This window comes from Pseudonocardia sp. C8 (genome assembly GCF_014267175.1).
Lineage (GTDB): Bacteria > Actinomycetota > Actinomycetes > Mycobacteriales > Pseudonocardiaceae > Pseudonocardia.
Genome location: NZ_JACMTR010000002.1, coordinates 1,931,034 through 1,956,250, shown reverse-complemented (window position 1 = coordinate 1,956,250; position 25,217 = coordinate 1,931,034). Strand labels below are relative to the sequence as shown.

General features: G+C 74.7%; 18 protein-coding genes. 1 reads left to right on the top strand and 17 read right to left on the bottom strand.

Annotated features, from left to right (window positions below; all coding sequences use genetic code 11):
* Window position 1: 1 nt before the first annotated feature.
* Entirely contained in the window at window positions 2-3,544 is a 3,543-nt protein-coding gene (gene dnaE / locus H7X46_RS09775; RefSeq protein WP_186359100.1) for a DNA polymerase III subunit alpha, read from the bottom strand.
* A 931-nt stretch (window positions 3,545-4,475) separates the two neighbouring features.
* On the opposite strand from dnaE, the gene H7X46_RS09770 reads away from it, so the two are divergent.
* Window positions 4,476-4,628: a hypothetical protein gene (locus tag H7X46_RS09770; RefSeq protein ID WP_186359099.1), complete on the top strand. Its 153-nt coding sequence runs from the start codon at window positions 4,476-4,478 to the stop codon at window positions 4,626-4,628.
* 589 nt (window positions 4,629-5,217) lie between these two features.
* Here the strand turns inward: H7X46_RS09770 and H7X46_RS09765 are convergent.
* The 16 genes from H7X46_RS09765 to murG all read right to left on the bottom strand — a co-directional run bounded on the left by H7X46_RS09765 (window position 5,218) and on the right by murG (window position 25,104).
* On the bottom strand, window positions 5,218-5,970 hold the full coding sequence (locus H7X46_RS09765; RefSeq protein ID WP_186359098.1) for a hypothetical protein: 753 nt from the start codon (window positions 5,968-5,970) through the stop codon (window positions 5,218-5,220).
* The gene (locus H7X46_RS09760) at window positions 5,967-6,899 is read right to left on the bottom strand and encodes an RluA family pseudouridine synthase (RefSeq protein ID WP_186359097.1); all 933 of its coding nucleotides are present in this window, start codon (window positions 6,897-6,899) and stop codon (window positions 5,967-5,969) included. The genes H7X46_RS09765 and H7X46_RS09760 overlap by 4 nt, the downstream gene beginning before the upstream one ends.
* Complete coding sequence (gene lspA / locus H7X46_RS09755) at window positions 6,892-7,446, bottom strand: signal peptidase II (protein ID WP_186359096.1); 555 nt, start codon at window positions 7,444-7,446, stop codon at window positions 6,892-6,894. Before lspA ends, H7X46_RS09760 begins: the two co-directional genes overlap by 8 nt.
* 8 nt (window positions 7,447-7,454) lie before the next feature.
* The gene (locus tag H7X46_RS09750) at window positions 7,455-8,936 is read right to left on the bottom strand and encodes a potassium/proton antiporter (RefSeq protein ID WP_186359095.1); all 1,482 of its coding nucleotides are present in this window, start codon (window positions 8,934-8,936) and stop codon (window positions 7,455-7,457) included.
* A gap of 15 nt (window positions 8,937-8,951) precedes the next feature.
* A complete protein-coding gene (locus H7X46_RS09745; protein WP_186359094.1) occupies window positions 8,952-9,752 on the bottom strand; it encodes a bifunctional 2-polyprenyl-6-hydroxyphenol methylase/3-demethylubiquinol 3-O-methyltransferase UbiG in 801 nt (266 codons plus the stop codon).
* Between the two features lie 112 nt (window positions 9,753-9,864).
* Window positions 9,865-13,074, bottom strand: a complete 3,210-nt coding sequence (ileS, locus tag H7X46_RS09740; protein ID WP_186359093.1) for an isoleucine--tRNA ligase — start codon at window positions 13,072-13,074, stop codon at window positions 9,865-9,867.
* Between the two features lie 334 nt (window positions 13,075-13,408).
* Entirely contained in the window at window positions 13,409-15,013 is a 1,605-nt protein-coding gene (locus tag H7X46_RS09735; protein WP_186359092.1) for a hypothetical protein, read from the bottom strand.
* 83 nt (window positions 15,014-15,096) lie between these two features.
* Window positions 15,097-15,978 carry a DivIVA domain-containing protein gene (locus H7X46_RS09730; RefSeq protein WP_186359091.1) on the bottom strand — a complete coding sequence of 294 codons (882 nt, stop codon included), beginning with the start codon at window positions 15,976-15,978 and terminating at the stop codon, window positions 15,097-15,099.
* 47 nt (window positions 15,979-16,025) lie between these two features.
* Window positions 16,026-16,322 (bottom strand): YggT family protein, encoded by a 297-nt coding sequence (locus H7X46_RS09725; protein WP_186359090.1) that lies wholly within the window; start codon window positions 16,320-16,322, stop codon window positions 16,026-16,028.
* A 3-nt stretch (window positions 16,323-16,325) separates the two neighbouring features.
* Complete coding sequence (locus H7X46_RS09720) at window positions 16,326-17,090, bottom strand: cell division protein SepF (protein ID WP_186359089.1); 765 nt, start codon at window positions 17,088-17,090, stop codon at window positions 16,326-16,328.
* Window positions 17,091-17,197: 107 nt separating this feature from the next.
* Window positions 17,198-17,950 carry a YggS family pyridoxal phosphate-dependent enzyme gene (locus H7X46_RS09715; protein ID WP_186359088.1) on the bottom strand — a complete coding sequence of 251 codons (753 nt, stop codon included), beginning with the start codon at window positions 17,948-17,950 and terminating at the stop codon, window positions 17,198-17,200.
* Window positions 17,947-18,738 (bottom strand): peptidoglycan editing factor PgeF, encoded by a 792-nt coding sequence (gene pgeF / locus H7X46_RS09710; protein ID WP_370588682.1) that lies wholly within the window; start codon window positions 18,736-18,738, stop codon window positions 17,947-17,949. Before pgeF ends, H7X46_RS09715 begins: the two co-directional genes overlap by 4 nt.
* Window positions 18,735-20,177, bottom strand: coding sequence for a cell division protein FtsZ (ftsZ, locus tag H7X46_RS09705; RefSeq protein ID WP_186359087.1), 1,443 nt, complete (start codon window positions 20,175-20,177; stop codon window positions 18,735-18,737). The genes pgeF and ftsZ overlap by 4 nt, the downstream gene beginning before the upstream one ends.
* Before the next feature lie 1,262 nt (window positions 20,178-21,439).
* Complete coding sequence (locus H7X46_RS09700) at window positions 21,440-22,567, bottom strand: cell division protein FtsQ/DivIB (RefSeq protein ID WP_186359086.1); 1,128 nt, start codon at window positions 22,565-22,567, stop codon at window positions 21,440-21,442.
* 45 nt (window positions 22,568-22,612) lie between these two features.
* Window positions 22,613-23,980, bottom strand: coding sequence for a UDP-N-acetylmuramate--L-alanine ligase (murC, locus tag H7X46_RS09695; RefSeq protein WP_222131819.1), 1,368 nt, complete (start codon window positions 23,978-23,980; stop codon window positions 22,613-22,615).
* 47 nt (window positions 23,981-24,027) lie between these two features.
* Entirely contained in the window at window positions 24,028-25,104 is a 1,077-nt protein-coding gene (murG, locus tag H7X46_RS09690; protein WP_370589061.1) for an undecaprenyldiphospho-muramoylpentapeptide beta-N-acetylglucosaminyltransferase, read from the bottom strand.
* Window positions 25,105-25,217: the final 113 nt, after the last annotated feature.

The window sequence follows — 25,217 nt, the reverse complement described above, 5'->3', positions numbered from 1 at the left end:
ATCAGCCCAGGCAGCCCGGCCCGAGCAGCGCCTTCAGGTCACCCATCAGCGCCGAGGTGTGGGTGACCTTCAGCGAGTCGTCCAGCCGGAGCGCGGTGACCTTGCTGCCGTACACCAGGGACAGGTGCACCTCGGAGGTGCCCGGGTGGTGGGTGAGCACCTCCTTGAGCTTCGCGACGCGCTCCGGGGTGCACTGGTCGGTGCGGAGGCTGACCTTGATCGGCAGCCCGGCGTCGCCGGCGGCGAGCTCGGGAACCGCGAGGTCGTTGGCGATCAGCGAGATCCGGTCGTCGCGCTTGTTGACCCGGGCCTTGACCAGCACGATCGCGTCCTCGGCCACGTCGACGCCGACGACCTGGTAGGCCCGCGGGAAGAACAGCACCTCGATCCCGCCGGCGAGGTCCTCGATCTGGGCCGACGCCCACGGCTCGCCGTTCTTGTTCACCCGGCGGTTGACGTTGGCGAGGATGCCGCCGACGGTGACCTGCGCGCCCTCGGCGACCGAGCCCTCGACGATGTCGGCGATCGAGGTGTCGGCCTTCGCGGCCAGCGCCTGTTCCAGGCCTTCGAGCGGGTGCCCGGACACGTAGAGGCCCAGCATCTCCCGCTCGACGGCGAGCTTGTGCTTGGCGTCCCACTCCTCCTCGGGCACCTTGACGTCGAAGATCCCGCCGAGCGCGTCGTCCCCGCCGCCGTCACCGCCCCCGGAGTCCATCGACCCGAACAGGTCGAACTGGCCCATCGAGGCGGCCTTCTTGGTGCTCATCACCGCGTCGATCGCGTCGGCGTGCACCAGCAGCAGGCCCTTGCGGGAGTGACCCAGCGAGTCGAACGCGCCCGCCTTGATCAGCGACTCGACGACCTTCTTGTTGCAGACCACCGCGTCGACCTTGCGCAGGAAGTCGGAGAAGTCGGCGAAGGCGCCCTTCTCCCGGCGCGCGGCGACGATCGCGTCGACGACGTTGTGCCCGACGTTGCGGATGCCGCCGAGACCGAACCGGATGTCGTCCCCGACCGGGGCGAAGTTGCGGACCGAGTCGTTGACGTCCGGTGGGAGCACCGTGATGCCCATGCGCCGGCACTCGGCCAGGTAGACGGCGGCCTTGTCCTTGTCGTCGCGGACGCTGGTCAGCACGGCCGCCATGTACTCGGCCGGGTAGTTGGCCTTGAGGTAGGCCGTCCAGTACGACACGACGCCGTACGCGGCGGAGTGCGCGCGGTTGAACGCGTAGTCGGAGAACGGGAGGAGGATGTCCCAGAGGGTCTTGATCGCGTCCTCGGAGTAGCCGTTCTCCTTCATCCCGCCGGCGAAGGTGACGTACTCCTTGTCCAGGATCTCCTTCTTCTTCTTGCCCATCGCGCGGCGGAGCAGGTCCGCCTGGCCGAGCGAGTAGCCGGCCAGCTTCTGCGCGATCGCCATGACCTGTTCCTGGTAGACGATCAGACCGAACGTCTCCCCCAGGACGTCGCGCAGCGGCTCGGCCAGCTCCGGGTGGATCGGCGTGATCTCCTGGCGGCCGTTCTTGCGGTCGGCGTAGTCGTTGTGCGCGTTCGCACCCATCGGGCCGGGCCGGTACAGCGCGCCGACCGCGGAGATGTGCTCGAACTCGGACGGCGCCATCCGGCGCAGCAGGTCCCGCATCGGGCCGCCGTCCAGCTGGAACACGCCGAGCGTGTCGCCGCGGGAGAGCAGCTCGTAGGTCTTCGGGTCGTCCAGCTCGACGTGGTCGAGGTCGACCTCGGGCTTGCCGTTGAGCGTGATGTTCTCGAGGGCGTCGTCGAGGATCGTGAGGTTGCGCAGCCCCAGGAAGTCCATCTTGAGGAGACCGATGGTCTCGCAGACGCCCATGTCGAACTGCGTGATGATCGCGCCGTCGGACTCGCGGCGCTGGATCGGGATGACGTCGATCAGCGGCGTGCTCGACATGATCACGCCGGCGGCGTGCACGCCCCACTGCCGCTTGAGGCCCTCCAGGCCCCGGGCGGTGTCGACGATCTCCTTGACCTGCGGGTCGGCCTCGTAGAGCGCGCGGACCTCGGTGGCCTCGGAGTACCTCTTGTGCGACGGGTCGAAGATCCCGGACAGCGGGATGTCCTTGCCCATGACTGCGGGCGGCATGGCCTTGGAGATCCGGTCGGCGACCGAGTAGCCGGGCTGCCCGTAGAGGACGCGCGCCGAGTCCTTGATCGCGGCCTTCGCCTTGATCGTGGAGTAGGTGATGATCTGGGCGATCCGGTCCTCGCCGTACTTCTCGGTGACGTAGCGGATCATCTCGCCGCGCCGGCGCTCGTCGAAGTCCATGTCGATGTCGGGCATGGACACGCGGTCCGGGTTGAGGAACCGCTCGAAGATCAGCTTGTGCCGGATCGGGTCGAGGTCGGTGATCCCGAGGACGTAGGCGACCAGCGAGCCGGCCGCCGAGCCGCGGCCGGGGCCGCACCGGATGCCGACCGACTTGGCGTGCTGGATGAGGTCCGCGGTCACCAGGAAGTAGCCGGGGTAGCCCATCTTGATGATGACGCCGACCTCGTACTCGGCCTGGCGGCGGTACTGCTCGGTGACGCCGTTCGGGAACCGCTTGTGCAGGCCCCGCTCGACCTCCTTGATCAGCCAGGACTCCTCGGTCTCCCCCTCGGGCACCGGAGCCTTGGGCTGCAGGTCCTGGCCGGTGGCGAAGTCGATGTTGCAGCGCTCGGCGACCCAGAGGGTGTTGTCGCAGGCCTCCGGGTGGATGGGGTCCCAGAGCTCGCGCATCTCGGTGGCGGACTTGAGGTAGAAGTCCTGCGCGTCGAACTTGAAGCGGTTCGGGTCGGCGAGCGTCTTCCCGGTCTGGACGCAGAGCAGCACCTCGTGCGCCTTGGTGTCGTCCGGGTAGGTGTAGTGCAGGTCGTTCGTGGCGAGCCCGGGCAGGTCGAGGCGCTTCTTCAGCGCGAACAGGTCCTCCTGGACCCGCTTCTCGATCTCGATCCCGTGGTCCATCAACTCGCAGAAGAAGTTGTCCCTGCCGAAGATGTCCCGGTAGTCCGACGCGGCCTGGCAGGCGCCCTCGAAGTCGTCCTGCTGGAGCAGGCGGGCGACCTCCCCGGACGGGCAGCCGGTCGTCGCGATGAGGCCCTTGCCGTACTGCTCGAGCAGCTCGCGGTCCATGCGCGGCTTGTAGTAGTACCCCTCGAGGCTGGCCAGCGACGACAGCCGGAAGAGGTTGTGCATCCCCTCGGTGTTCTCGGCCAGCAGCGTCATGTGGGTGTACATGAGGTCGGGGTTGTTCTCGCTGCCGTTGCCCAGCGCGGTGCGCTTGCGCTCGTGCCGGGAGCCGGGCGCGAGGTAGCCCTCCATGCCGATGATCGGCTTGATGCCCGCGGACTTCGCCTTGCGCCAGAACTCGAACGCGCCGTAGACGTTCCCGTGGTCGGTCATCGCGATCGCGGGCATCTCGTACTTGGTCGCCTCGGCGAACAGGTCGTCCAGGCGGGCCGCCCCGTCGAGCATCGAGAACTCGGTGTGGGTGTGCAGATGGACGAAGGAGCCTGCCCCGCTGGCCATCGGTGTGTCGCGCTCCTCTCCCGCGCCCTGGGGCGGCGCGGACGTCCTCGTCGCGCGCGTGGCGGGACGCGCGCTGCCGTGCTCCCCACCGACCGCGGTCCGCCGCACGCGGGGGACGGCCCGGCGTGGCCCGGCGGGGCCCGCGCGAGGTGCCGGTGGGGTCCCGCCGCGAGGCCGGGCCGACCGGATCGGTGAGGTCCCCAGACTAGCCGCGGGGTCCGACGGTTACGGAGACGGCGCCGCGTGGTGATCGGGCTCGGCGTGTCGATCCTGCTCACGGGCGCGCCGCCCGGCCGCGGCGTGTCGCGGCCCGGGAGGACGGGCGGGGAGGCACCGCGCACCGGGGCGCGACCCGGTCGTGGTGGGTCCCCGCGGGACGACGCGACGGCGGCCGGTCGCGGACAGGGTCTCGGCGCACGTGGTCGGTGGTGCGCGTGGTCGGTGGTGCCTGCGGTCGGTGGTGCGCGCGGTCGGTGGTGCGCGCAGTCGTGGTGCGCTGGCCTCGGCGCTCGCGGTCGTGGTGCGCGTGGCCCCGGCACTCGCGGTCCCCGCGCCCGCGGTCGTGGTGCACGCGGCCCCGGCGCCCGCGGTCGTGGTGCACGCGGCCCCGGCACACGCGGCCCCGCGCTCCCGGTCGTGGTGCACGCGGCCCCGGCGCTCGCGGTCGTGGTGCACGCGGCCCCGGCGCATGCGGTCCCCCGCGCTCGCGGTCGTGGTGCGCGTGGTCGTGGTGCGCGTGGTCGCCACGCCCAGGGAGGCGTTCGGCGCGTTCGGCGGGTTCGCCCTACCGCTCGGCCGCGCGGGTCGTCCCGCCAAGTGCCTGGTGCGGGTGACCGCTGTCGATCGGATCCCGGGCGTCGGCTCGTCGGCCGTGCCCCGGCCCAGGCGCGGCTGGGCTGGTCGGCACGGTGTCGCCCGAGAGGGCGGGATCGTGCTGATCGTCGACCGGTTCAGTTATCGATCAGCACGGTCGCGCCCCGGGGACGGCAGAACCGTGGTGATCACCGTGCTCCCGCCCGACGACCAGCCGTCGATCAGCACGACCTCGCCCCAGAGGGGCCGGATCGTGCTGATCGACACGTGACCCGATATCGATCAGCACGTTCCGGCCGCCGCGGCGGCGAAACCGTGCCGGTCGACCCGTCCGGCCATACTGAGCTTCACGTTCGCGCCCGCACGAGGGCGAGAAGGTGCCGCTCGCCGGCAACCGCACAGATCACCTGCACGTTCCCGCCCCGGATCGGGCGGGAACGCGCTGATCGCCGGAGGAGCCGCCGCCGATCAGCGTCCTCACACCCCTTCGCTCCACCGCACCCCCGCTGCAACGGGTGTGAGGCGGCGTCGCCGGGTGTGAGGCGGCGTCGCCGGGTGTGAGGCGGCGTCGCCGGGTGTGAGGCAGCGTCATGCGGTGTGAGGTGGCGATACGCGGGGGGGGCGGCACGCGGTTGGTGCGGCGACACACGGCGCTGCGGCACGCGGGTGCAGCACGCGCGGGGTGGCGCGGCCCGCGGTCGATGCGACGGCACGCGGAGTGGCGCGGCACGCGGTCTATGCGACGGCACGCGGAGTGGCGCACCACGCAGTCGATGCGACGGCATGCGGAGTGGCGCACCACGCAGTCGATGCGACGGCACGCGGAGTGGCGCGGCGCCCGGTCGGTGCGGCGTGGGGCGTCAGCCGGTGGGGACCGGGCCGTCGTCGGGCGGCGGGGTCGCAGCCGTGGACTGTTCGGGGAGCAACGGGGAGAGGGCGAGCTCCGGGACGGTGGTGCCGGGCGGTGCGGCGTGGACGGCGCGGACGTCGGCGCGGGCGGACAGCGCCTCCAGCCCGGCCCGGTCGGCGGTGACCACCACGGCGATCACGCAGGCACAGGCCGGGTCGGCCAGCGCGCGTCGTTCGGCGGCGGCGACGGCGGCCCGGCGGGCCAGCGCGTCGCGGGCCTCGGGGTTGGTCGCCGCGGCGACGGCACGGGCGGCGCGGTCCGCGTCGGCCTCGGCGCCGAACGCGGCCCGCTCCCGGGCGACCCCGAGGGCCGCGACCGGGTCCCCGGTGCCGGTGACCGGTTCGAACCGGAGCGCGGTCTGCACCCGGTCCAGCGGCACCCGGAACACCGCGGTCTCGACGCGGCCCGGCCCCGGGCCGGCCGGGCCTGTCGGTACGACCGCCCCGGCCGCAGCGGCCACGTCCAGCGGGCGCGCGAACTGCACCAGCGCCGGCACCCGCTCCCCCGGCGGCGGCAGCCGGCCGGGCAGCCCGACGAGGTAGGCCCCGACGTCCTGCCCGGGGTCGGGACCGAGCCGCACCGACCCGGTCGCGGTCGCCGGTCCGGGGGCGGGGCCGGACCCGGCCGCCCACACCGCCCCGGCGCACACGACGGCCAGCACCGCCACGACCACCCACAGGCCGCGGGTGCCCAGTCCGGTCACGGGTCCCGCAGCGCCTCGAGCGCCGCGGCCAGGTCGTCCGGGTACGGACTGGTGAACTCGACGTACCGGCCGTCGGCCGGGTGCGCGAAGCCGAGGCTGCGGGCGTGCAGCCACTGCCGGTCGAGCCGCAGCCGCCGGGCCAGCACCGGGTCCGCACCGTAGGTCAGGTCCCCGACGCAGGGGTGGCGCAGCGCGGAGAAGTGCACCCGGATCTGGTGGGTGCGCCCGGTCTCCAGGTGCACGTCGAGCAGGCTCGCCGAGCGGAACGCCTCGACCGTGTCGTAGTGGGTGACGCTCGGCTTGCCGCCCTGGAGCACCGCGAACCGGTAGTCGTGGCGCGGGTGCCGGTCGATGGGCGCGTCGATCGTGCCCGACGACGGGTCCGGGTGCCCCTGCACGACGGCATGGTAGCGCTTGTCGACGGTGCGTTCCTTGAACGCCCGCTTGAGCAGCGTGTACGCGTGCTCCGACTTCGCGACGACCATGACACCGGTGGTGCCGACGTCGAGCCGGTGCACGATGCCCTGCCGTTCCGCGGCGCCCGAGGTCGACAGCCGGGTGCCGAGCGCGGCGAGCCCGCCGGTGACGGTCGGCCCGGCCCAGCCCGGCGAGGGGTGCGCGGCCACGCCGACCGGCTTGTCGACGACGACGAGGTCGTCGTCCTCGTGCAGCACGTCCAGCCCCGCGACGACCTCGGCCGGGCCCTCGATCACGGCAGGCCCCGCCGGGTCGGGCAGCTCGATCTCCAGCCAGGCACCGCCGGGCAGCCGGTCGGACTTGCCGGCGTCCCGGCCGTCCACCTGGATCCGGCCGTCCTCGGCGAGCCCGGCCACGACCGTCCGGGACAGCCCGAGCAGCCGGGCCAGCCCGGCGTCGATCCGCATGCCGTCGAGCCCATCGGGGACGGGCATGCTCCGCAGCTCACCCATGGTCCGACCCCCGCGTGCCGTCGATCTCGACCCCGCGCAGCGCCATCAGCACCAGCAGGATCCCGCCGCACACGATGCCCGAGTCGGCGAGGTTGAACACCGGGAACGCGCTGCCGTCCGGCGCGAACACCGCGAGCATGTCGACGACGTGCCCGCGCATGGGGCCGGGCGCACGGAACAACCGGTCGATCAGGTTGCCCAGCGCGCCGCCGAGCACGAGACCGAGCCCGACCGCCCAGCCGGTGGAGGCGAGCCGGCGCGCGATCCGGACGATCACGCCCACGACGACCACGGCGACGACGGTCAGGATCCAGGTGTACCCGGTGGCCATCGACCAGGCGGCGCCCGGGTTGCGCAGCAACGTCAGCCAGAAGAACCCGTCGATCACCGCGACCGGTGCGCGGTGCTCCAGCAGCGCGACGGCGGCGATCTTCGTGACCAGGTCGAGGACGAGCACGGTGCCGGCGATCCCGGCCAGCAGGACCGTCCCGCGCCGCCGGACGGCGGGATCGACGGGTGTCTCGCTGGCGGGGGGATCGGCACTCACACGCCCGATTATGACGAGCGGTCCCCGCCGGAGTGCCAGCGGACCAGCTTGCCGCCGCGGTCGACGTCCCGGATCCGTTGCTCGGCCGCGTCCCGGACCTCGCGCGTCGTGACGACGAGGAACTGGTCACCCTCCCGCAGCCGGGTGCCGCCCTCCGGGGAGAACGCCTCGGACTCCCGGACGACGAGGCTGACCGTCGCCCCCGCCGGCAACCGCAGCTCCCGCAGGTAGACGCCGTGCAGCCGGGACCCGTGCGGCACCCGGACCTGCAGGAGCTCGGCGTCGACCTCGTCCAGCGGGGCGGCGTCGACCTCGACCGCGCGGGTGTCGGTCCGCGACACGACCCCGAGCAGCCGCGCCACCCACGGCAGCGTCGTGCCCTGCACCAGGGTCAGGACCACCACCAGGATGAACACGACGTCCACCAGCAGCTGGTGGTCCGCGCCGCCCTCGGTGAACGCGATCAGCGCGAGCACGATGGGCACCGCGCCGCGCAGGCCCGCCCAGGACAGGAACGCCTGCTCGCGCAGCGGGATCCGGCACGGCAGCGCGGCCGCCAGCACCGACACCGGGCGGGCGGCGAGCAGCACGACCAGCGAGCAGAGCACGGCCGGGACGATCGCCGCCGGCAGCCGCTGCACGTCGACGTAGAGACCGAGCATCACGAACAGCCCGATCTGGGCGATCCAGCCGGTGCCCTCGGCGAACGACACGACGCCGCCGCGGTGCGGCAGCCGCGCGTTGCCCAGGGCCAGCGCGGCGCAGTAGGTGGCGAGCAGCCCGGAGGCGTGCACGCCCTGCCCGGCCGCGTACGCGAGCAGGCAGACCGCGATCGCGGCCAGCGGGTACAGCCCGGTGGCGGGCAGCGCGGCCCGGCGCAGCGCCCACGCCCCGGCGAGCCCGAGCAGCACCCCGATCGCCGCGCCCGCGGCCAGCTCGTAGATCACGAGCAGCGGCGTCGTCCAGCCGATCGGGTCCGTCCCGGCCAGCACGACGACGGCGATCACCACCGGCGCGTCGTTCATGCCGGACTCGAGTTCCAGGGTCCCGGCCAGCCGGCGGGGCACGGCGACACCGCGCAGCACGCTGAACACCGCGGCCGCGTCGGTCGAGGACAGCACCGCACCCCACAGCAGCGCGGTGCGCCACTCGAGGCCCAGCAGCAGGTGCAGCAGCCCGCCGGCCACGGCGATCGACACCAGCACCGACAGCGTGGACAGCAGCATCCCGAGCCGCAGCGCGGGCCGGACCGACGACCAGCGGGTCGTGAGGCCGCCCTCGACGAGGATGAGCACGAGCGCGGCCAGCCCGAGCGTCTCGGTGAGGTCGGCGCCGGGCGGCGAGAACCCGGGCAGCGTGTTCCCCAGCAGCAGCCCGATCGCGAGGTAGAGCAGCAGCGACGGCATCCCCAGGCGCACCGACACGCGCACCGCGACGACGGCGAGCAGCAGCACCCCGGCGGTCACGCCGAGCACCATCTCGAGGCTCATCGCCGGGCCCCGGCTCTACGGCGACCAGACGAGGGTGACGGCGTCGGTCCGGCGCGGCGGGATCCCCGCCAGCGCCGCCTCGACCTCCGGCACCCGGTCGTCGGACAGGCACAACCGCCGGGCCACCCACGCGGGCCCGTGCGGGAGCCGCGGCGCGCGTTCCCAGCGGTGCACCTCGGGGGTGATGCCGAGCTCCTCGCGCAGCACGGCGACGGCGTCGTCGGCGGTGGCGCTCGCCGGCCGGTGCAGGTCGTGGAACCGGGCCCACAGCGGGTCCAGCCACGCCATCGGGTGCTCGGGCAGCATCTCGACCACGACGCCGCCGGCCGGGCGGGCGGCCGCGGTGAGCGCGCGCAGGAACGGCGGCAGGTCGACCACGTTGTGCAGCACGTGGTGGCAGACGACGACGTCGTGCCGCCCCGCGTCGGCCGCGGCCTCGGGCCAGGTCCCGGGCACGGTCGTGTGCGGGATGCCCCGCTCGCGCGCGGTGGCGGCGAACACCGCCAGCATGTCGGCCTGCCGGTCGACGCCGACGATCCGGGCGACCGGGGACGGCTCCGGCCAGGCGGCGGCGAACGCGGCGTCCCCGCCACCGCAGCCGACGTCGAGCAGCGACGCCCCGCCGCAGCCCCAGGCCGCGGCCCGCTCGGCCAGTGCGCGGGCGGCCGTACGGGACGGGGTGTCGGCCGGGGTCACCGGCGGCGCGAAGTCCGCCGGGTCGTGCGTCCACGGGTCGGCCGGCGCGGCGCGGAGGATGTGCTCGGGGAGCCCGCGCGCGGACTGGCGCTCCCGCCACCGCCGTGCCGCGTCTCCCATGCGCCGAGGGTAGTCGGACCGGCCCCGGCCGCCGCGTCCGGCTCACCCCCGGTGATCGACGGTCGGGCACGGTCCGGCCGGTTCCCGTGCCGGACCGTCGATCACGGGTGGGTCAGGTCCGGGCGACGGCCGCGGCGAGCTCCACGGTGGCACCGTCGGGCGCCACGACCTGGCCGGTGGCGGCACCGTCGTTCGCGGGGCCGTAGGACACCGCGGTCGCGAGCACCTCGCCGGCCACGAACGCCTCGTGCGTCCGCACCGCGTCGAGCACCGCGTCCGGGCCGTCCACGGTCAGCGCGATCCGGTCGGCCACGGCGAGGCCGGCCTCGCGGCGGGCCTGCTGGACGACGCGCACGACGTCCCGCGCGGTGCCCTCCGCGGCCAGCTCCGGCGTGACCGTGGTGTCCAGCACGACCAGCCCGGCGTTGCCCGGCAGCGCGGCCGTGTGCTCCGGGTCGGCGGCGACGAGCTTCTCGGTGAACTCGCCCTCCTGCAGGGTGATCCCGGCGGCGACCACGGTCCCGTCGGCCTCCTGGCTCCACTCCCCGTTCTTCACCGCGCGGATGCATTTCTGCACGTCGGAGCCAAGCCGCGGCCCGGCGACCCGGGCGTTGACCGCGATCTCGAACCGGCCGTGCGTGGCGACGTCGTCGGTCAGCTCGACGGCGCGGACGTTCACCTCGTCGCGCAGCAGGTCGGTGAACGGCTCCAGCGCGGCCGCGTCCGCGGCGGCGACGGTGAGCCCGGGCAGCGGCTGGCGGACCCGGATCCTCGCCGACTTCCGCAGCGACAGCGCCGCCGAGGCGACCTGCCGGATGCGGTCCATGCCCGCGACCAGCCCGGCGTCGTGCGGCAGGCCCGCGCCGGCCTGCTGCCGCGACACGGACGGATCGGATCCGCCCGGCCAGTCCGCGAGGTGCACCGAGCGGCCGCCGGTCAGGCCGCGCCAGATCGCCTCCGTGGTGAGCGGCAGCAGCGGCGCCGCGACCCGGCAGGTCACCTCCAGCACGGTGTGCAGGGTGTCGACGGCGTCGCGGCGCGCGGCCTCGGCGTCGGCGGAGCCGGTCGCCCAGAACCGCTCGCGGGACCGGCGGACGTACCAGTTGGTCAGCGTCTCGGCGTGCTCGCGGATCCGCTCGCAGGCCCCGGCGATGTCGTAGACGTCCATCGCGGCGGTGACCCCGTCGACGAGGTCGGCGGTCTTGGCGAGCACGTAGCGGTCGAGCACGTGGGGTGAGTCGGTGCGGAACGTGCCGCGCTCCCCGCCGGCGTAGAGCGACAGGAAGTACCAGGTGTTCCACAGCGGCAGGATCGCCTGCCGCACGCCTTCCCGGATGCCCTGCTCGGTGACGACGAGGTTCCCGCCGCGCAGGATCGGGCTGGCCATGAGGAACCAGCGCATGGCGTCCGAGCCGTCGCGGTCGAAGACGTCGTTGACGTCCGGGTAGTTCTTGCGCGACTTCGACATCTTCGCGCCGTCGTCGCCGAGCACGATGCCGTGCGCGGAGCAGTTGCGGAACGCGGGCCGGTCGAACAGCGCGGTGGCCAGCACGTGCAGCGTGTAGAACCAGCCGCGGGTCTGGCCGTTGTACTCGACGATGAAGTCGCCCGGGTAGTGGTGCTCGAACCAGTCCGCGTTCTCGAACGGGTAGTGCACCTGGGCGAACGGCATGGAGCCGGACTCGAACCAGCAGTCCAGGACCTCCGGCACCCGGCGCATGGTGGAGCGCCCGGTCGGGTCGTCCGGGTTGGGGCGGGTCAGCTCGTCGACGTGCGGGCGGTGCAGGTCGGTCGGGCGCACGCCGAAGTCGCGCTCCAGCTCGTCGAGCGAGCCGTAGACGTCGGTCCGCGGGTGGCGCGGGTCGTCGGACTGCCACACCGGGATCGGGCTGCCCCAGTAGCGGTTGCGGGAGATGCCCCAGTCCCGGGCGCCCTCCAGCCACTTGCCGAACTGGCCGTCCCGGACGTGCGCGGGCGTCCAGTTGATCTCCTGGTTGAGCTCGACCATCCGGTCCCGGAACTGCGTGACCCGCACGAACCACGAGTCGACCGCGCGCTGGATCAGGGCGTTGCCGCAGCGCCAGCAGTGCGGGTACGGGTGGTCGTAGGTCTCGTGCCGCAGCAGCACGCCCTGCACGTGCGGTGCCGTGCCGTCCTTGAGGTCCCGGATGATCTGCGGGTTGGCGTCGAACACCTGCATCCCGGTGTACGGCGGCACCTCGACGGTGAACTCGCCGCGGGCGTCGACCGGGTTGACGACCTCGATGCCGGCCGCGTCGGTGACCTCCTTGTCCTCCTCGCCGAAGGCCGGGGCGATGTGCACCAGGCCGGTGCCGTCGTCGGTGGTGACGTAGTCGGCGGCGAGGATCCGGTGGGCGTTCGCCCGGCCGGGGAAGAAGTCGAACGGCGGCGTGTAGGCCAGCCCGAGCAGCTCGGAGCCGGTGACCCGGGCCAGGACCGGCGGCTCGTCCCCCAGCTCGCGGGCGTACGCGGGAACGCGCGCCTCGGCGAGCAGCCAGCGCTCGCCGTCCGCCTCGACGACGACGTAGGTGACGTCCGGGTGCACGGCCATGGCCAGGTTCGACGGCAGCGTCCACGGCGTCGTCGTCCAGACCAGGGCGCGGGCACCGTCGAGGGCCGCGTTCCCCGGCACGTGCAGCGTGAGCCCCACGGTGACGGCCGGGTCCTGCCGGTCGAGGTAGACGTCGTCCATCTTGGTCTCGGTGGCGCTCAGCGGCGTCTCGCAACGCCAGCAGTACCAGAGGACGCGGAAGCCCGAGTAGACGAGGCCCTTGTCCCACAACGACTTGAACGCCCACATGACGGACTCCATGTAGTCCAGGTCGAGCGTCTTGTAGTCGTTGTCGAAGTCGACCCAGCGGGCCTGGCGGGTCACGTAGTCGCGCCACTCGCCGGTGTAGCGCAGCACCGAGGTGCGGCACGCCTCGTTGAACGCGGCGACGCCCATCTCGTCGATCTCGGACTTGTGCTTGATGCCGAGCTGGTTCTCGGTCTCGACCTCGGCGGGCAGGCCGTGGGTGTCCCAGCCGAACCGGCGCTCGACCCGGTGGCCGCGCATGGTGCGGTAGCGCGGGACGACGTCCTTCACGTACCCGGTGAGCAGGTGACCGTAGTGCGGGAGGCCGTTGGCGAAGGGCGGGCCGTCGTAGAAGACGAACTCGTCGGCGCCGTTCTCGCCGGCCGGGCGCTGCTCGACCGAGGCACGGAAGGTGTCGTCGGCCTCCCACGACGCGAGCACGTCGCGCTCGAGCGCCGGGAAGGACGGGTGGGCGGGGACCTCCGGGTAACCGGTGTCGCTCATCGGCTGGCTCCTCGTGCGGCGGCCTCTGGTCACTGCCTCTCGCACGGGGACGACGACGGCTCGTCGTGAGCCGCGCCGCGGTACCACCCCGCTTGCGCGCGTGCCGGGCACGCGCGCCGCTCGTTCTGCGGCGATGACGGGCCGCTGCCGTCCGGTTCTACTGGGCGCCGTGGCGCCGTTCTTCCGGAGGCTCCCCGGTGATGGCCGGATCGACGCCTGTGGGTCCAGGGTAGCGCGGCCGCGCACCGGGATATTCCCGGGCCCGGGCCGGCTCGGCGGGGCACGCGCCCGATCCGGGCCCGCGGCCCGGCGGCGTACGGCCGCCCGGGCCGGCTCAGCGCACCTCGGCCGGGTGCCGCTCGGCGAGGACCCGGTTCGGCGTGCACCAGGCGCACGGGGTGAACCCGAGCTCGACGGCCTCGCTGACCGGGAGCGGGATCACCGGACGGCCGGACAGCGACGAGCAGGTCTGCAGGTGGTAGCGGGGGTGCTCGTCGATGACCAGCACCTCGTCCGGGAGCCGCGCGACGAGGTTCGCCGCGGTGGGGTCGCGGGGTTCCTCGGGGGCCTCACCCTCCGCCGGCGGCGGTGGGTGGGCCGCGGTCCGGTCGTCGGGCCGGTCCGCGGCGGACGTGTCCATCGCGGTCGTGGCCGCGCCGGTCCCGATCGCGCCGGTGGCCGCGCCCGTCCCGATCACGCCGGCGGCCGCGCCGATCCCGGTCGCTGCGCCGCCGGTCCCGGTCGTCCCGCCGGCCCGGGTCGCCTCATCGGTCCCGGACGCCGAGCCGGTCCCGGAGGCCGTACCGGTCCCGGTGGCCGAGCCGGTCCCGGAAGCCGCGCCGGTCCCGGTGGCCCCGGGGGGCGTACCGGCCCCGGCGGTCGTGCCGGTCGCGGTCGCGGTGGTCGCGCCGCCGTCGCCGGAGGCCGGGGACCCGGTCGCGCCGGTCGCCGTCCCCGCGGGGACGGCCGTGGTGGCCGCCGTGTCCGGCCGGTCGGCCGCTCCGGCCGGGCCGCCGGACGTCGTGCCCGATCGCTCGCCGGACCGGTCACCCGGGCCGGAGCCCGCCTGGCGGTCGCCGGGGGCCGTACCTGCCGGACCGGAACCGGCCGTGTTCCCGCCGGCGGCCGTACCCGATCCGGCCTGCTCGCCGGATCGGCGGTCACCGGTGGCCGCGGCGGCGGCCGCCCCGCCCACCGCGGTCGCGCCCACCGCCGTCGCAGTGGTCACCGCGTCCCGCCGGCCCGTCCCGGCCGATCCGGGTGCGGACCCGTCGGCTCCGGAACCGGGGGCGTCCGGACCGTCCGCGCGGCCGGCACCGGACGGCGCTCCCGGGTGCACGGTGTCGCCGCCACGACCCGCACCCTCCCCGGCGGCCGCACCCGCGCCCTCCGCTCCGGGCACGGCGGCGGTCCTCGGCTCGTCCGGATGACCACCGGCTCGGGCCGCGGCTCCTCCACCCCCGGAATCGGTCACGGACGGTGACGAAGAACCACTCGATCGAGATGCGTTCGGCGGTCCCTCCGCTGAGCCGGGCGGCCGGACCACCGGCATCCGAATCGTCGGGTCGGCCGCGTTCGCGGTGTCCTCCGACGCCGCTCCCGGTGCCCCGGGAGGCCCTGCCTGCCCCGGCCGGACCACCGGCAGGACCTGCGTCGCCGGTTCCTGGTCGGGGCCCGGGTGCGCTTCCGCGCCGGCCCGGTCGTGCGCGCCGCCCACGGCACCCGGTGCCCCGGGCTCGCCGGGCCCGGCCCCCGCGGCTGCGGACCGGTCCCCGGCCCGCACCGCGGACCGGGTCTGCCACCAGTCGTAGAGCAGCGCGAGGCCGGCGAGCACGCTGATGCCCACCGACGCCCAGGCCAGTGCCACCACGTGCAGGAACCATCCTGCAAGCAGCAGCACCAGCGCGATGACCACGAGGATCAGGACCAGCACCAGCATCGGCGAACTCCGTGGGTCGGCAGCGGCACCCGGCCGCTACCCGGTCGTCGTCGGTCGTCCGGGCGTCGACACGCCCGGAGGCGTCAGCTCCCGGTGTCGGCCCGCTGGCCGTAACCGGAGGCGGCGTAGCCGCCGTTCGAGCTCGACCGGCTGCTGGAGGTGCCACCGGAGTTGGTGGTGCTGTCCGACGGAGCGGCCGACCCGCGTCCTTCCAGGTCGCGCAGCTGCGACTCCAGGTAGGTCTTGAGCCGGGTGCGGTACTCGCGCTCGAAGGTGCGGAGCTCGTCGATCTTCTTCTCGAGCGTGCCCTTGTCCCGCTGGATGGCACCCATGATCTCGTTCTGCTTGCGCTCAGCCTCGCTGACCAGGCCGGATGCCTTCTCGCGCGACTGGCGCTCCAGCGTCTCGGCCCGGGTGCGGGCGTCGCCGAGCATGGTCTCGGCGCGCGAGCGCGCGTCGTTGACCAGGCCGTCCGCCTTGGTGCGGGCGTCGGAGAGGAGCTGCTCGGACTTGGTCCGGGCGTCCGACAGCATCGTGTCGGCCTCGTTCTTGGCCTCGGCCGTGAGCCGGTCGGCCATCTCCTGGGCGAGGCCCAGGACCTTCGCCGCCTGCACGTGGTGGTCACCACCGTCGGCGTCGGCGGGGGCGGCACCGGCCAGCTGCGGGGCCGGCGCACCGGCTCCGCGGCCCATCGGCGACGGCGAGGCCTGCTGCAGCGCCTGGGTCTGCGCGGGAGCCTGCTGCGGCTGGCTCCGGGCGTCCTCCAGGTCGGCCTCGGCGTCACCGAGGCGCTGCTCGAGCTGGGCGACCTGGTCGCGCAGCTCGTCGTTCTCCCCGATCAGCCGGGCCAGCTCGGCCTCGACCAGATCGAGGAAGGCATCGACCTCGTCCTCGTTGTATCCCCGCTTCCCGATCGGGGGTTTGCTGAACGCGACGTTGTGAACGTCGGCGGGCGTCAGCGGCATCGGATCACCTCATGCGGTCCTCGGCGGCACTCCCGGATGACTGGGGCTCATCCCAGGAGCTGTGATCTGACGGCGGTCATCGCGATGAACACCACCAGCACCAGCACCATAATCGACAGGTCCAGTCCCACGCCTCCGATCCGGACGACGGGGATCACTCTCCGCAGCAACTTGACCGGAGGGTCGGTGACGGTGAACACCACCTCGAGTGCCACCGCGGGCGGGCCGGCCGGGCGCCATTGGCGCGCGAACGACCGGACCGTCTCCACGACGATCCGGGCCGCGAGCAGCAGCCAGAAGAAGAACAGGACGTAATAGATCAGGAAGCCGATGGCGGTGGGCACGGCTCAATCCTGGCGGAAAGCTCCGCGCTCGGCGAGCCGCCGTGCGTCGTCGGCGGACACCTCGACGTCCGCGGGGGTGAGAAGGAACACCCGGTTGGTGACCTTGTCGAAGCCCCCGCGCAAAGCGAAGACCAGGCCGGCGGCGAAGTCGACCAGGCGTTTCGCGGTCGCGTCGTCGAGGTCCGTGAGGTTCATGATGACCGGCACACCCTCGCGGTAGCGCTCGCCGATCGTGCGTGCCTCGGTGTAGCTGCGGGGGTGCAGCGTGGTGATCGAGGCCGGTCCCGCGGCGGTCCGGTCGCGCTGCTCGGGCACCGGCGCGGGAGCCGGCGCGAGGGGGGTCGGACGCTCCTCGCGCTGGGGTTCGCGGGAGGGGCTCCGGATGGTGTCCGGGTCCATCGCGAGCGCCCCCCGGACGGCCGGTCCGGCGCTGCCGCCGATGGGTGTGGGCGCGGCGCCGCGGTCGCCGGGGTGCTCCGCCGGCTCCCGCTCACCGCGGGGATTCTGCCGCACGGCGCGCGCCGGACGGGCCGGTTCCCGCGCCGTGCGGGCCGCCCAGCCGTCGTCGTAGCCGCCGGGAGCGTCGTAGCGGTCGTCGTCGTAGCCGGCCGGGTCGGCGAAGCGCCCTCCGCCGGCGGACCAGCGGTCACCACGCGGGCCGGACTGCTGCTCGGGGGCGCCCCGGTAGCGGTCCGGTTCGTCCACATAGTCCATCTCGTCGGCCGGGACCATGCCGAAGTAGGCCTTCAGCCGGTACATCGTGCTCATCCGCTGTCCCCTCGCAGTACTGCTCGACTCCGCACGCGCACCCGAGGCGCGCACCCGCGTTCTGGCGACGGTCTCGCCGATGGCCCGGTTCCCGCACCGACCAGCGATTACTCGGAGGCTATCCGCCGTTCCCCCACAAGAGCCGTACCGACACGCACCACGGTCGAACCGTGATCGACGGCCGTCTCCAGGTCCCCGCTCATGCCGGCCGAGAGCTCGATCGCCCCGGGGTGCCGGTCCCGGGTCCGGCGGGCGGCGCCTGCGATCGCGGCGAACGCCCGCTCCGGCTCCCAGCCCAGCGGTGCGACGGCCATCAGCCCGGCCAGGTCCAGCCCCGGCAGCTCCGTGACCAGGTCGGTCAGCTCGTCGAGTCCCGCGTCGGGCACGCCGCCGCGCTCGGGGTCACCGTCCACGCTGTACTGGACGAGCACCGGCAGCGGCCCGTCCCGCTCGCCCCGGTCGCGGGCCTTCGCGACCTCCTTGTCGAGGGCGCGGGCCAGCCGCGCGGAGTCGACCGACTCGATCCGCGTCACCCACGGGAGCACCGTCCGGACCTTGTTCCGCTGCAGCCCGCCGACGAAGTGCCAGGCCGGCCGGGCCTCGGGGCGGAGCTCGGCCACCTCGCCCACCTTCGGCGCCGCCTCCTGGGCCCGGTTCTCGGCGAACGCGGTGAGCCCGAGGTCGATGAGGGCGGCCACGTCGGACGCGGGCACCGTCTTCGTCACGGCCAGCAGGGAGACCTCGGCCGGGTCGCGGCCGGCGGCGCGGCACGCCGCGTCCAGGCGCTCGCGGACGGCGGCGAGGCGCTCCTTCAGCTCGGCGGTGCGTGCGGGGGTGTTCGTCTCGGCCACACCGGTCATCGTGCCGCGCGGGCGGGGGGACGGCGACCGTCGCCCGGGTCCAGCCAGGTGATCGCGGCCTGGCGGCCGCAGCGGCTCTCGCGGCGATGGCTGTACAGGTCGGGATCCTCGATGGTGCAGCGCGGGTCGGTGCCGACCTTCGTGACGCCGAGGCCGGCGAGCCGCCGGGTCAGCCCGGCACGCAGGTCGAGCCCGGGCGTCCCGGCGCGGGTGGTCGACGCGCTGCCCGGGAGGGCGGCCTCGACCTCGTCGCGCATCGCGGCCGGCACCTCGTAGCACTGCCCGCAGACCGCGGGCCCGAGCAGCACCTCGAGCCGGTCGGGGGCCGCGCCGAGCGCGGTCATCTCGTCGATCACGGCGTCGAGCACGCCGGACGCGGCGCCGGCCCGGCCGGCGTGCGCGGCCCCGACGACACCGGCCTGCGGGTCGCCGAGCAGCACCGGCACGCAGTCGGCGGCGAGCACGGCGATGCCGAGCAGCGGGACGTCGGTGACGACGGCGTCGACGTCCGGGAGGTCCGGGGCGACCCCGCCGGTGCCCGGCCGCGCACGGGGAGGCTCGCGGAGCACGGCGACGTCGCGGCCGTGCACCTGCCGGAGGAACACCAGCCCGGACAGCCCGAGCTCGCGGACCACCCGGGCACGGTTCGCGGTGACCGCCGCCGGGTCGTCGCCGACGCCGAGCGAGAGGTTGAACGTGGCGAACGGGCCGGTGGACCGTCCGCCCGCCCGGGTCGTCGTGACCCGCCGGATCCGCGTGCCGGGCGGGGCCACCGGACCGGCCGTCACCGGCGCATGAACGGCGGGACGTCCACCTCGTCCTCGACCGGCTCCGCGGCCGGCCGGGACACGCCGGTGGCCGGCGCGGACGCCGTCGTGTGGCCTGCGGTGCCGTCGCTGCCGGTGGTCTCGGCGCGGGTGTCGGGCTGGCGCGGCGCGGGCGCCGACGGCTGGGACGGCGGGAGCGTGCCGGTCCGCTCCGGGGACGCCGGCACGGACGTGGGCAGGCTCGGCGAGCCCTGCTGCGGGGACGTGGCGGAAGCCGCCCCGTACCCGGAACCGCCCTGCTGACCCTGCGGGTGCTGCGGCGCGGCCTGCTGCGGCGGGGCCTGCGTGACCTGCTGGTACGAGGCCTGCTGCTGGGTCGCCTGCGGGGTCTGCTGGGTCTGCTGCCCCTGCGGGAACTGCTGACCCTGCTGGCCCTCCTGCGTCGCGGCGGGCTCGGCCGGCTTCTGGGTGCCCTGGCGGAAGACCGCAGGCTCCAGCTTCTTGTGGGTCGGCGTGCCGCCCTCGAAGCCGGCCGCTATGACGGTGATGCGCACCTCGTCGCCCAGCGAGTCGTCGATCACCGTTCCGAAGATGATGTTGGCCTCGGGGTGGGCGGCCTCCTGGACCAGTGACGCCGCCTCGTGGATCTCGAACAGGCCGAGGTCGGAGCCGCCCGCGATGGACAGCAGCACCCCCTGCGCGCCGTCCATGGAGGCCTCGAGCAGCGGCGAGTTGATCGCCTTCTCGGCCGCCTGCACCGCGCGCCCCTCGCCGCGGGCCGAGCCGATGCCCATCAGGGCCGATCCCGCGCCGGACATGACCGACTTGACGTCGGCGAAGTCCAGGTTGATCAGACCCGGTGTGGTGATGAGGTTCGTGATGCCCTGGACACCGGAGAGCAGCACCTCGTCGGCCGAGCGGAAGGCGTCCATCAGGGAGACGCCCACGTCACCGAGCTGCAGCAGCCGGTCGTTCGGGATGACGATGAGGGTGTCGCACTCGTTGCGGAGCTGCTGGATGCCCTCCTCGGCCTGCCCGGCCCGGCGGCGCCCCTCGAAGGTGAACGGGCGGGTGACGACACCGATGGTCAGCGCGCCGAGCTTGCGGGCGATCGACGCGACGACCGGCGCACCGCCGGTGCCCGTGCCGCCGCCCTCGCCCGCGGTGACGAAGACCATGTCGGCCCCCTTGAGGACCTCCTCGATCTCCTCGGCGTGGTCCTCGGCGGCCTTGCCGCCGACCTCGGGATTGGCGCCGGCACCGAGACCACGGGTGAGCTCACGTCCGATGTCCAGCTTGACGTCGGCGTCGGACATCAGGAGGGCCTGGGCGTCGGTGTTCACCGCGATGAACTCCACGCCCTTGAGGCCGACCTCGATCATGCGGTTGACGGCGTTCACGCCGCCGCCACCGATGCCGACGACCTTGATCACGGCCAGGTAGTTGTGCGGGGGCGTCATGCGCGGCACCTTCCAGTCGCTCGGGGAGTCCGGTCCAGCTCCGGGTGCCCCGGGCCTTCGCGTGCGAACGCTAGGTCGGTTCCCCGGCCCGGGTCCAGCAGGCGCGCCGCGCGTCGACAACACCCTGCCCGGGTGATTCGTGGTCCACGGCCACGTGACTCGCGCACCGTCGCCGGTCGGTCACGCTACGCCGTGAAGGGGTCCGGCACGCAGCGCCGCGCCGTGGCGCGCTGCTCCGTCCGGACGTCGTCGTTGTGTGGGAAACGGGTGACGGTACGGGCGTCCGGATGATTCTCCCGGACCTCGTGTCCGTGCGGGGACGGCCCATGCTCGTTCCGGGAAATCGCCGACCCGGTCTGCCATCTGGCACGCCCGGCCCGGGCGCCCAGGTGTTCGTGTCGGCTGCATGACGTCGTGGAGCCCGGCGGCTGCACCGGGCCGGTGTCCGCCAACGCCGCGACGCGCCGTGTGCGCACCAGCCCCCGCGTGCAGGTCGGTCCGCGGCAGGCGGTCGAGCTGCCCGCAGGCGCACACACCAGGGCAACATCGTGCAGATCGACCGGGACCTGGCGCTCGAGACGCGCGCTTCCGCCCCCACCGGGGAAACACCGCGCAGATCAACCGGGGCCTGGCGCTCGACACGCACGCTACCGCCCCCACCAGGGCAATACCGCGCAGATCCACCGAGGCGCAGCGATCCGGACGCGCGTTCTCGCCCTGCCCGAGCCGTGTACGTGCAGATCGACTCCCGCGGGGCGCTCGATCTGCACGCTGCGGCCCAAGGCGGGGCCGCACCGTGATGATCGAACCGCCTGCGCCTCCCACCGGCATCCCTCGTCCGCCCTGCACGGGCGTCACGTCGCCACAGGACCGGTGTGCGCACGCCGACACCCCGAACCTGCGCCCGCCGCGGCCGGCGCCCGCAGGACGGGTCGTGCGCCGGGCCGCCCGGTCGTCACGCACCGCCGTGACGCGTTCCGCGGAACGCGCCCGTGGGCAGGCGCACCGGGCGCCGGTCCGGCATCTCGCCGCGGGACGTCTCGCGGAACGCGACCGCGAGCGACCGCACCGGCCGTACCGGTCATGGCCTCCCATGGGTGCGTTCCGCGGAACGCACCCATGGGAGGCCGCACCGGGCGTGCCCATCGCACGCCGCAGCGCGTTCCGCGGAACGCGACCGCGAGCGACCGCACCGGGCCGACCGGTCATGGCGCACCACGGCGGTGCGTTCCGCGGAACGCGACCGCGGGCGGCGGTCTCCCTCAGCGGGGGCGGACCGTGACCAGGGCGGGACTGGACACGTCGTAGACCGCGCCCTCCCGGCTGAGGAGCGGTCCGAGCACGGCGGCCCGCTGCGGGGTCGCGGCAGTGTCGGCCCAGGGACCCCACAGCACCCGGCGGTCGTCGGTGAGGCCCAGCTCGAAGGTGGTGCCGCCCGCACCGAGGGACAGCGTCTGCACCTGGTCACGGACACCGGGGGGCAACGCCTGCAGCACCGCGACGGCGGCGAGGGTCGCCGGATCGTCGGGGGCGACCCGCGGCAGCTGCAGGCGGGGCACCCGGGCGTCCGGCGGCGCGGCCCGGTAGGCGACCCCGGCGGGGTCGACCAGCTGCGGGCCGGTCGGCGTGTCGGCCAGGGCGACCGGGGTCCGCTCGGTGACGGCGACGGTGAGCGTGTCCGGCCAGGACCGCCCGACCTCGACCGCGGCCACGCCGGGGATCGCGGCCACCCGAGCAGTGACGCCGTCGGTGTCGACGGCCGCGAGCGGCGTGCCGGGCTCGACGGCGGCGGCGTCCTCGACATCGGAGACCGGGATCTGCCGGGCACCGGTGACCTCGACCGACGCGACGCCAGGGCCGAACCGGCCCAGCGCCCACCAGCCGGCGGCGGACACCCCCAGCAGCACGACGACGACCGTCGCGAGCAGCGCGACCGCCCGGCGCCGCCGGTAGCGCGGGTCCCGGCTGCGCGCACGCTGGGCTGACCGGGCAGCGGTGCGTTCCCGGACGGCGGCCGCGCCGCCACCCGACCGTTCGGCGGCGCCACCACCCGACCGCGCGGCCGCGCCACTGCCCGACCGTTCGACACCACCGCCACCCACTCGCTCGGCCGCGCCGCCGCGCGTCCGCTCGGCCGCTTCACCGCCCGCTCGCTCGGCCGTTCCACCGCCGGTCCGCTCGGCCGCGCCGCCGCTCGCTCGCTCGGCCGCATCACCGCCCGCTCGCTCGGCCGTGCCACCCCGCGCCCGCTCCGCCGCACCACCGCGCGCCCGTTCGGCCGCCCGGCGCTCGCGGATCCGCCGGGCGCGCTCCGCGGCGCGCCGCTCCTGCTCGGGAGTGCGGCGGCCCCCGCCGGCCGGGTGCCCGCCCTCGCCGTCGTCGCTGCTCATCGCACGCCCCCGTCCGTGTGCTGCGCCGGGCCGGTCATGCCCGGATCAGTCCCCGCCCCCCGCGAGCTCGCGGAGGATCTCCGGGCCGAGCGCGGTGACGTCGCCTGCGCCCATGGTGATCACCGTGTCGCCGTCGGCGGCGAGCGCCGCGATCGCCGCGGGCGTCTGCTCCCAGGACGGTGCGCGGTGCACCCGCCCGGCCGGCAGGCGAACCTCGTCGGTGATCATCGTCGGCCCGACTCCGGGTTCGGGGTCCTCCCGCGCACCGTAGACGTCGAGCACCATCACCTCGTCCGCCAGCGACAGCGACGCGCCGAACTCGCGCGCGAACAGCCGCGTCCGGGAGTAGAGGTGCGGCTGGAAGGCGACCAGCACCCGTCCCCGGCGGCCGTGCACGACCGGCGCGGCCTCGCGGGCCGCCCGCAGGGTGGCAGCGACCTCGGTGGGATGGTGGGCGTAGTCGTCGTAGACCGAGACGCCGCGGACCCGGCCCTTGAACTCGAACCGGCGCTGGACGCCGCCGAACCCGGCGAGGCCCTCGAGCATCAGGGTGGCGTCCTGCCCGGCGGCGATCCCGGCCAGGAACGCCCCGAGCGCGTTCAGCGCCATGTGCTCCCCCGGCACGGCGAGGACGAGCTCGTGCTCGGTGCCGTCCCACCGGAACCGGATGCGGGAGCCGGTGCCGTCCGGGGCGAACTGCAGCAGCCGGGCGTCGCGCGCGCCGGTGGCGGTGCGGCCGTAACGCCACACCGCCGTCCCGGCCCGCTCGGCGTGGACGGCGACGTCCTCGGCGCCGGGGTCGTCGGCGCAGGTGATCAGTGTCGCGCCGGGCACCAGCCGGTCCAGGAACCGTTCGAACACGGCGCGGTACGCGGCCTCGTCACCGTGGTGGTCGAGGTGGTCGGGCTCGACGTTGGTGACGATCGCGATCGACGGCGCGAACGCGGTGAAGGAGCCGTCGCTCTCGTCGGCCTCGACGACGAACACGTCGCCGCTCCCGTGATGGGCCCCGCTGCCCGAGACCGACAGGTCCCCGCCGATCGCGAACGACGGGTCGGCGCCGGCGTGCTGCAGCGCGACGGTGACCATCGACGTCGTCGAGGTCTTGCCGTGCGTCCCGGCAACGGTGATCAGCTGCCGTCCCTCGGTGAGGGCCGCGAGCGCGGTGGCCCGGTGGACGACGTCGAGCCCGCGGGCCCGGGCCTCCGCCAGCTCCGGGTTGGTGTCCCGGATGGCGGTGGAGACGACGACGACCGGCGGGTCCTCCCCCGCCACCTGCAGGTGGGCGGCGTCGTGCCCGACCTCCACCCGGGCACCGAGGGCGCGCAGCGCGGTGACCGTGCGCGACTCGCGGGCGTCGGAACCCGAGACGGTGACGCCGCGGGCCAGCAGGATCCGCGCGATGCCGCTCATCCCGGCACCGCCGATCCCGACCAGGTGCACGTGCGTGCCGAGGACGGTCACCGCCCCGCCACCTCCATCACGATCCGGGCGAGCTTCTCGTCGGCCTCGCCGTGCCCGGCCGCCCTGGCCCGGCGGCCCATCGCGAGCGCCAGGTCCGGGTCGGTGAGAATCGGCATCAGCTCGGCGATCGCGCGTTCGCCGTTCATCTCCTCGTCCGGCACCAGGATGCCGCCGCCGCCCTCCACGACCGGGCGCGCGTTGAGCGCCTGCTCGCCGTTGCCGTGCGGCAGCGGGACGTAGACGGCGGGCAGCCCGACCGCGGTCAGCTCGGCGACGGTGGTCATCCCGGAGCGACCGAGGACGACGTCGGCCGCCGCGTACGCCAGGTCCATCCGGTCGATGTAGGGCGTCGGGACGTACCCGGGCCGCGGGTCCGCGGGGGTGCCGCTACGGCCGTACGCGTGCAGCACCGCGATCCCGCGCTCGCTCAGAGCGGGCAGCGCCTCGGCGACGGCCCGGTTCAGCGTGCGCGCGCCCTGCGATCCGCCGAACACCAGCAGGACCGGCCCGTGCGGGGGCAGGTTGAAGTACGTCCGCGCCTCGGGACGCAGCGCGGCCCGGTCGAGGGTGGTGATCGAGCGCCGCAGCGGCATCCCGACGACCTCCTCGTGCGGGAGCCCGGTCCCGGGCACCGCGGTGGCGACGGCGGCGGCGAACCGCGCACCGACCTTGTTGGCCAGCCCGGCGCGGGCGTTGGCCTCGTGCACGACGATCGGCACCCGGCCGCGGGCACCGAGGTAGGCCGGCAGCGAGACGAACCCGCCGAAGCCGACGACGACGTCTGCCTCCACCGACTCGAGCACCTCCCGGACCCGCCTGACGGCACCGCGGACGTTGCCCGGCAGCTTCAGCAGGTCGGCGGACGGTTTGCGGGGCAACGGCACCGGCGGGATCAGCTCGAGCGGGTAGCCGCGCGCCGGGATCAGCTGGGTGTCCAGGCCGCGCTCGGTGCCGAGCGCGGTGACCCGGGCGCCGGGGACGAGCCGGCGGACCGCGTCGGCGACGGCGAGCGCCGGTTCGATGTGCCCGGCCGAGCCACCGCCGGCGACGACGACCGACAGCGCACCCGGCACGGGCGCGCGGCCCGGCTCGCCGGCCGGGCGGGTCGTGGCGGGCGGGAACGCCCGGGTTCCGTCGGCGCCGGGAGCGGGCCGGCCGGGGCCACCGGAATCGTTCGAGGCCTGGT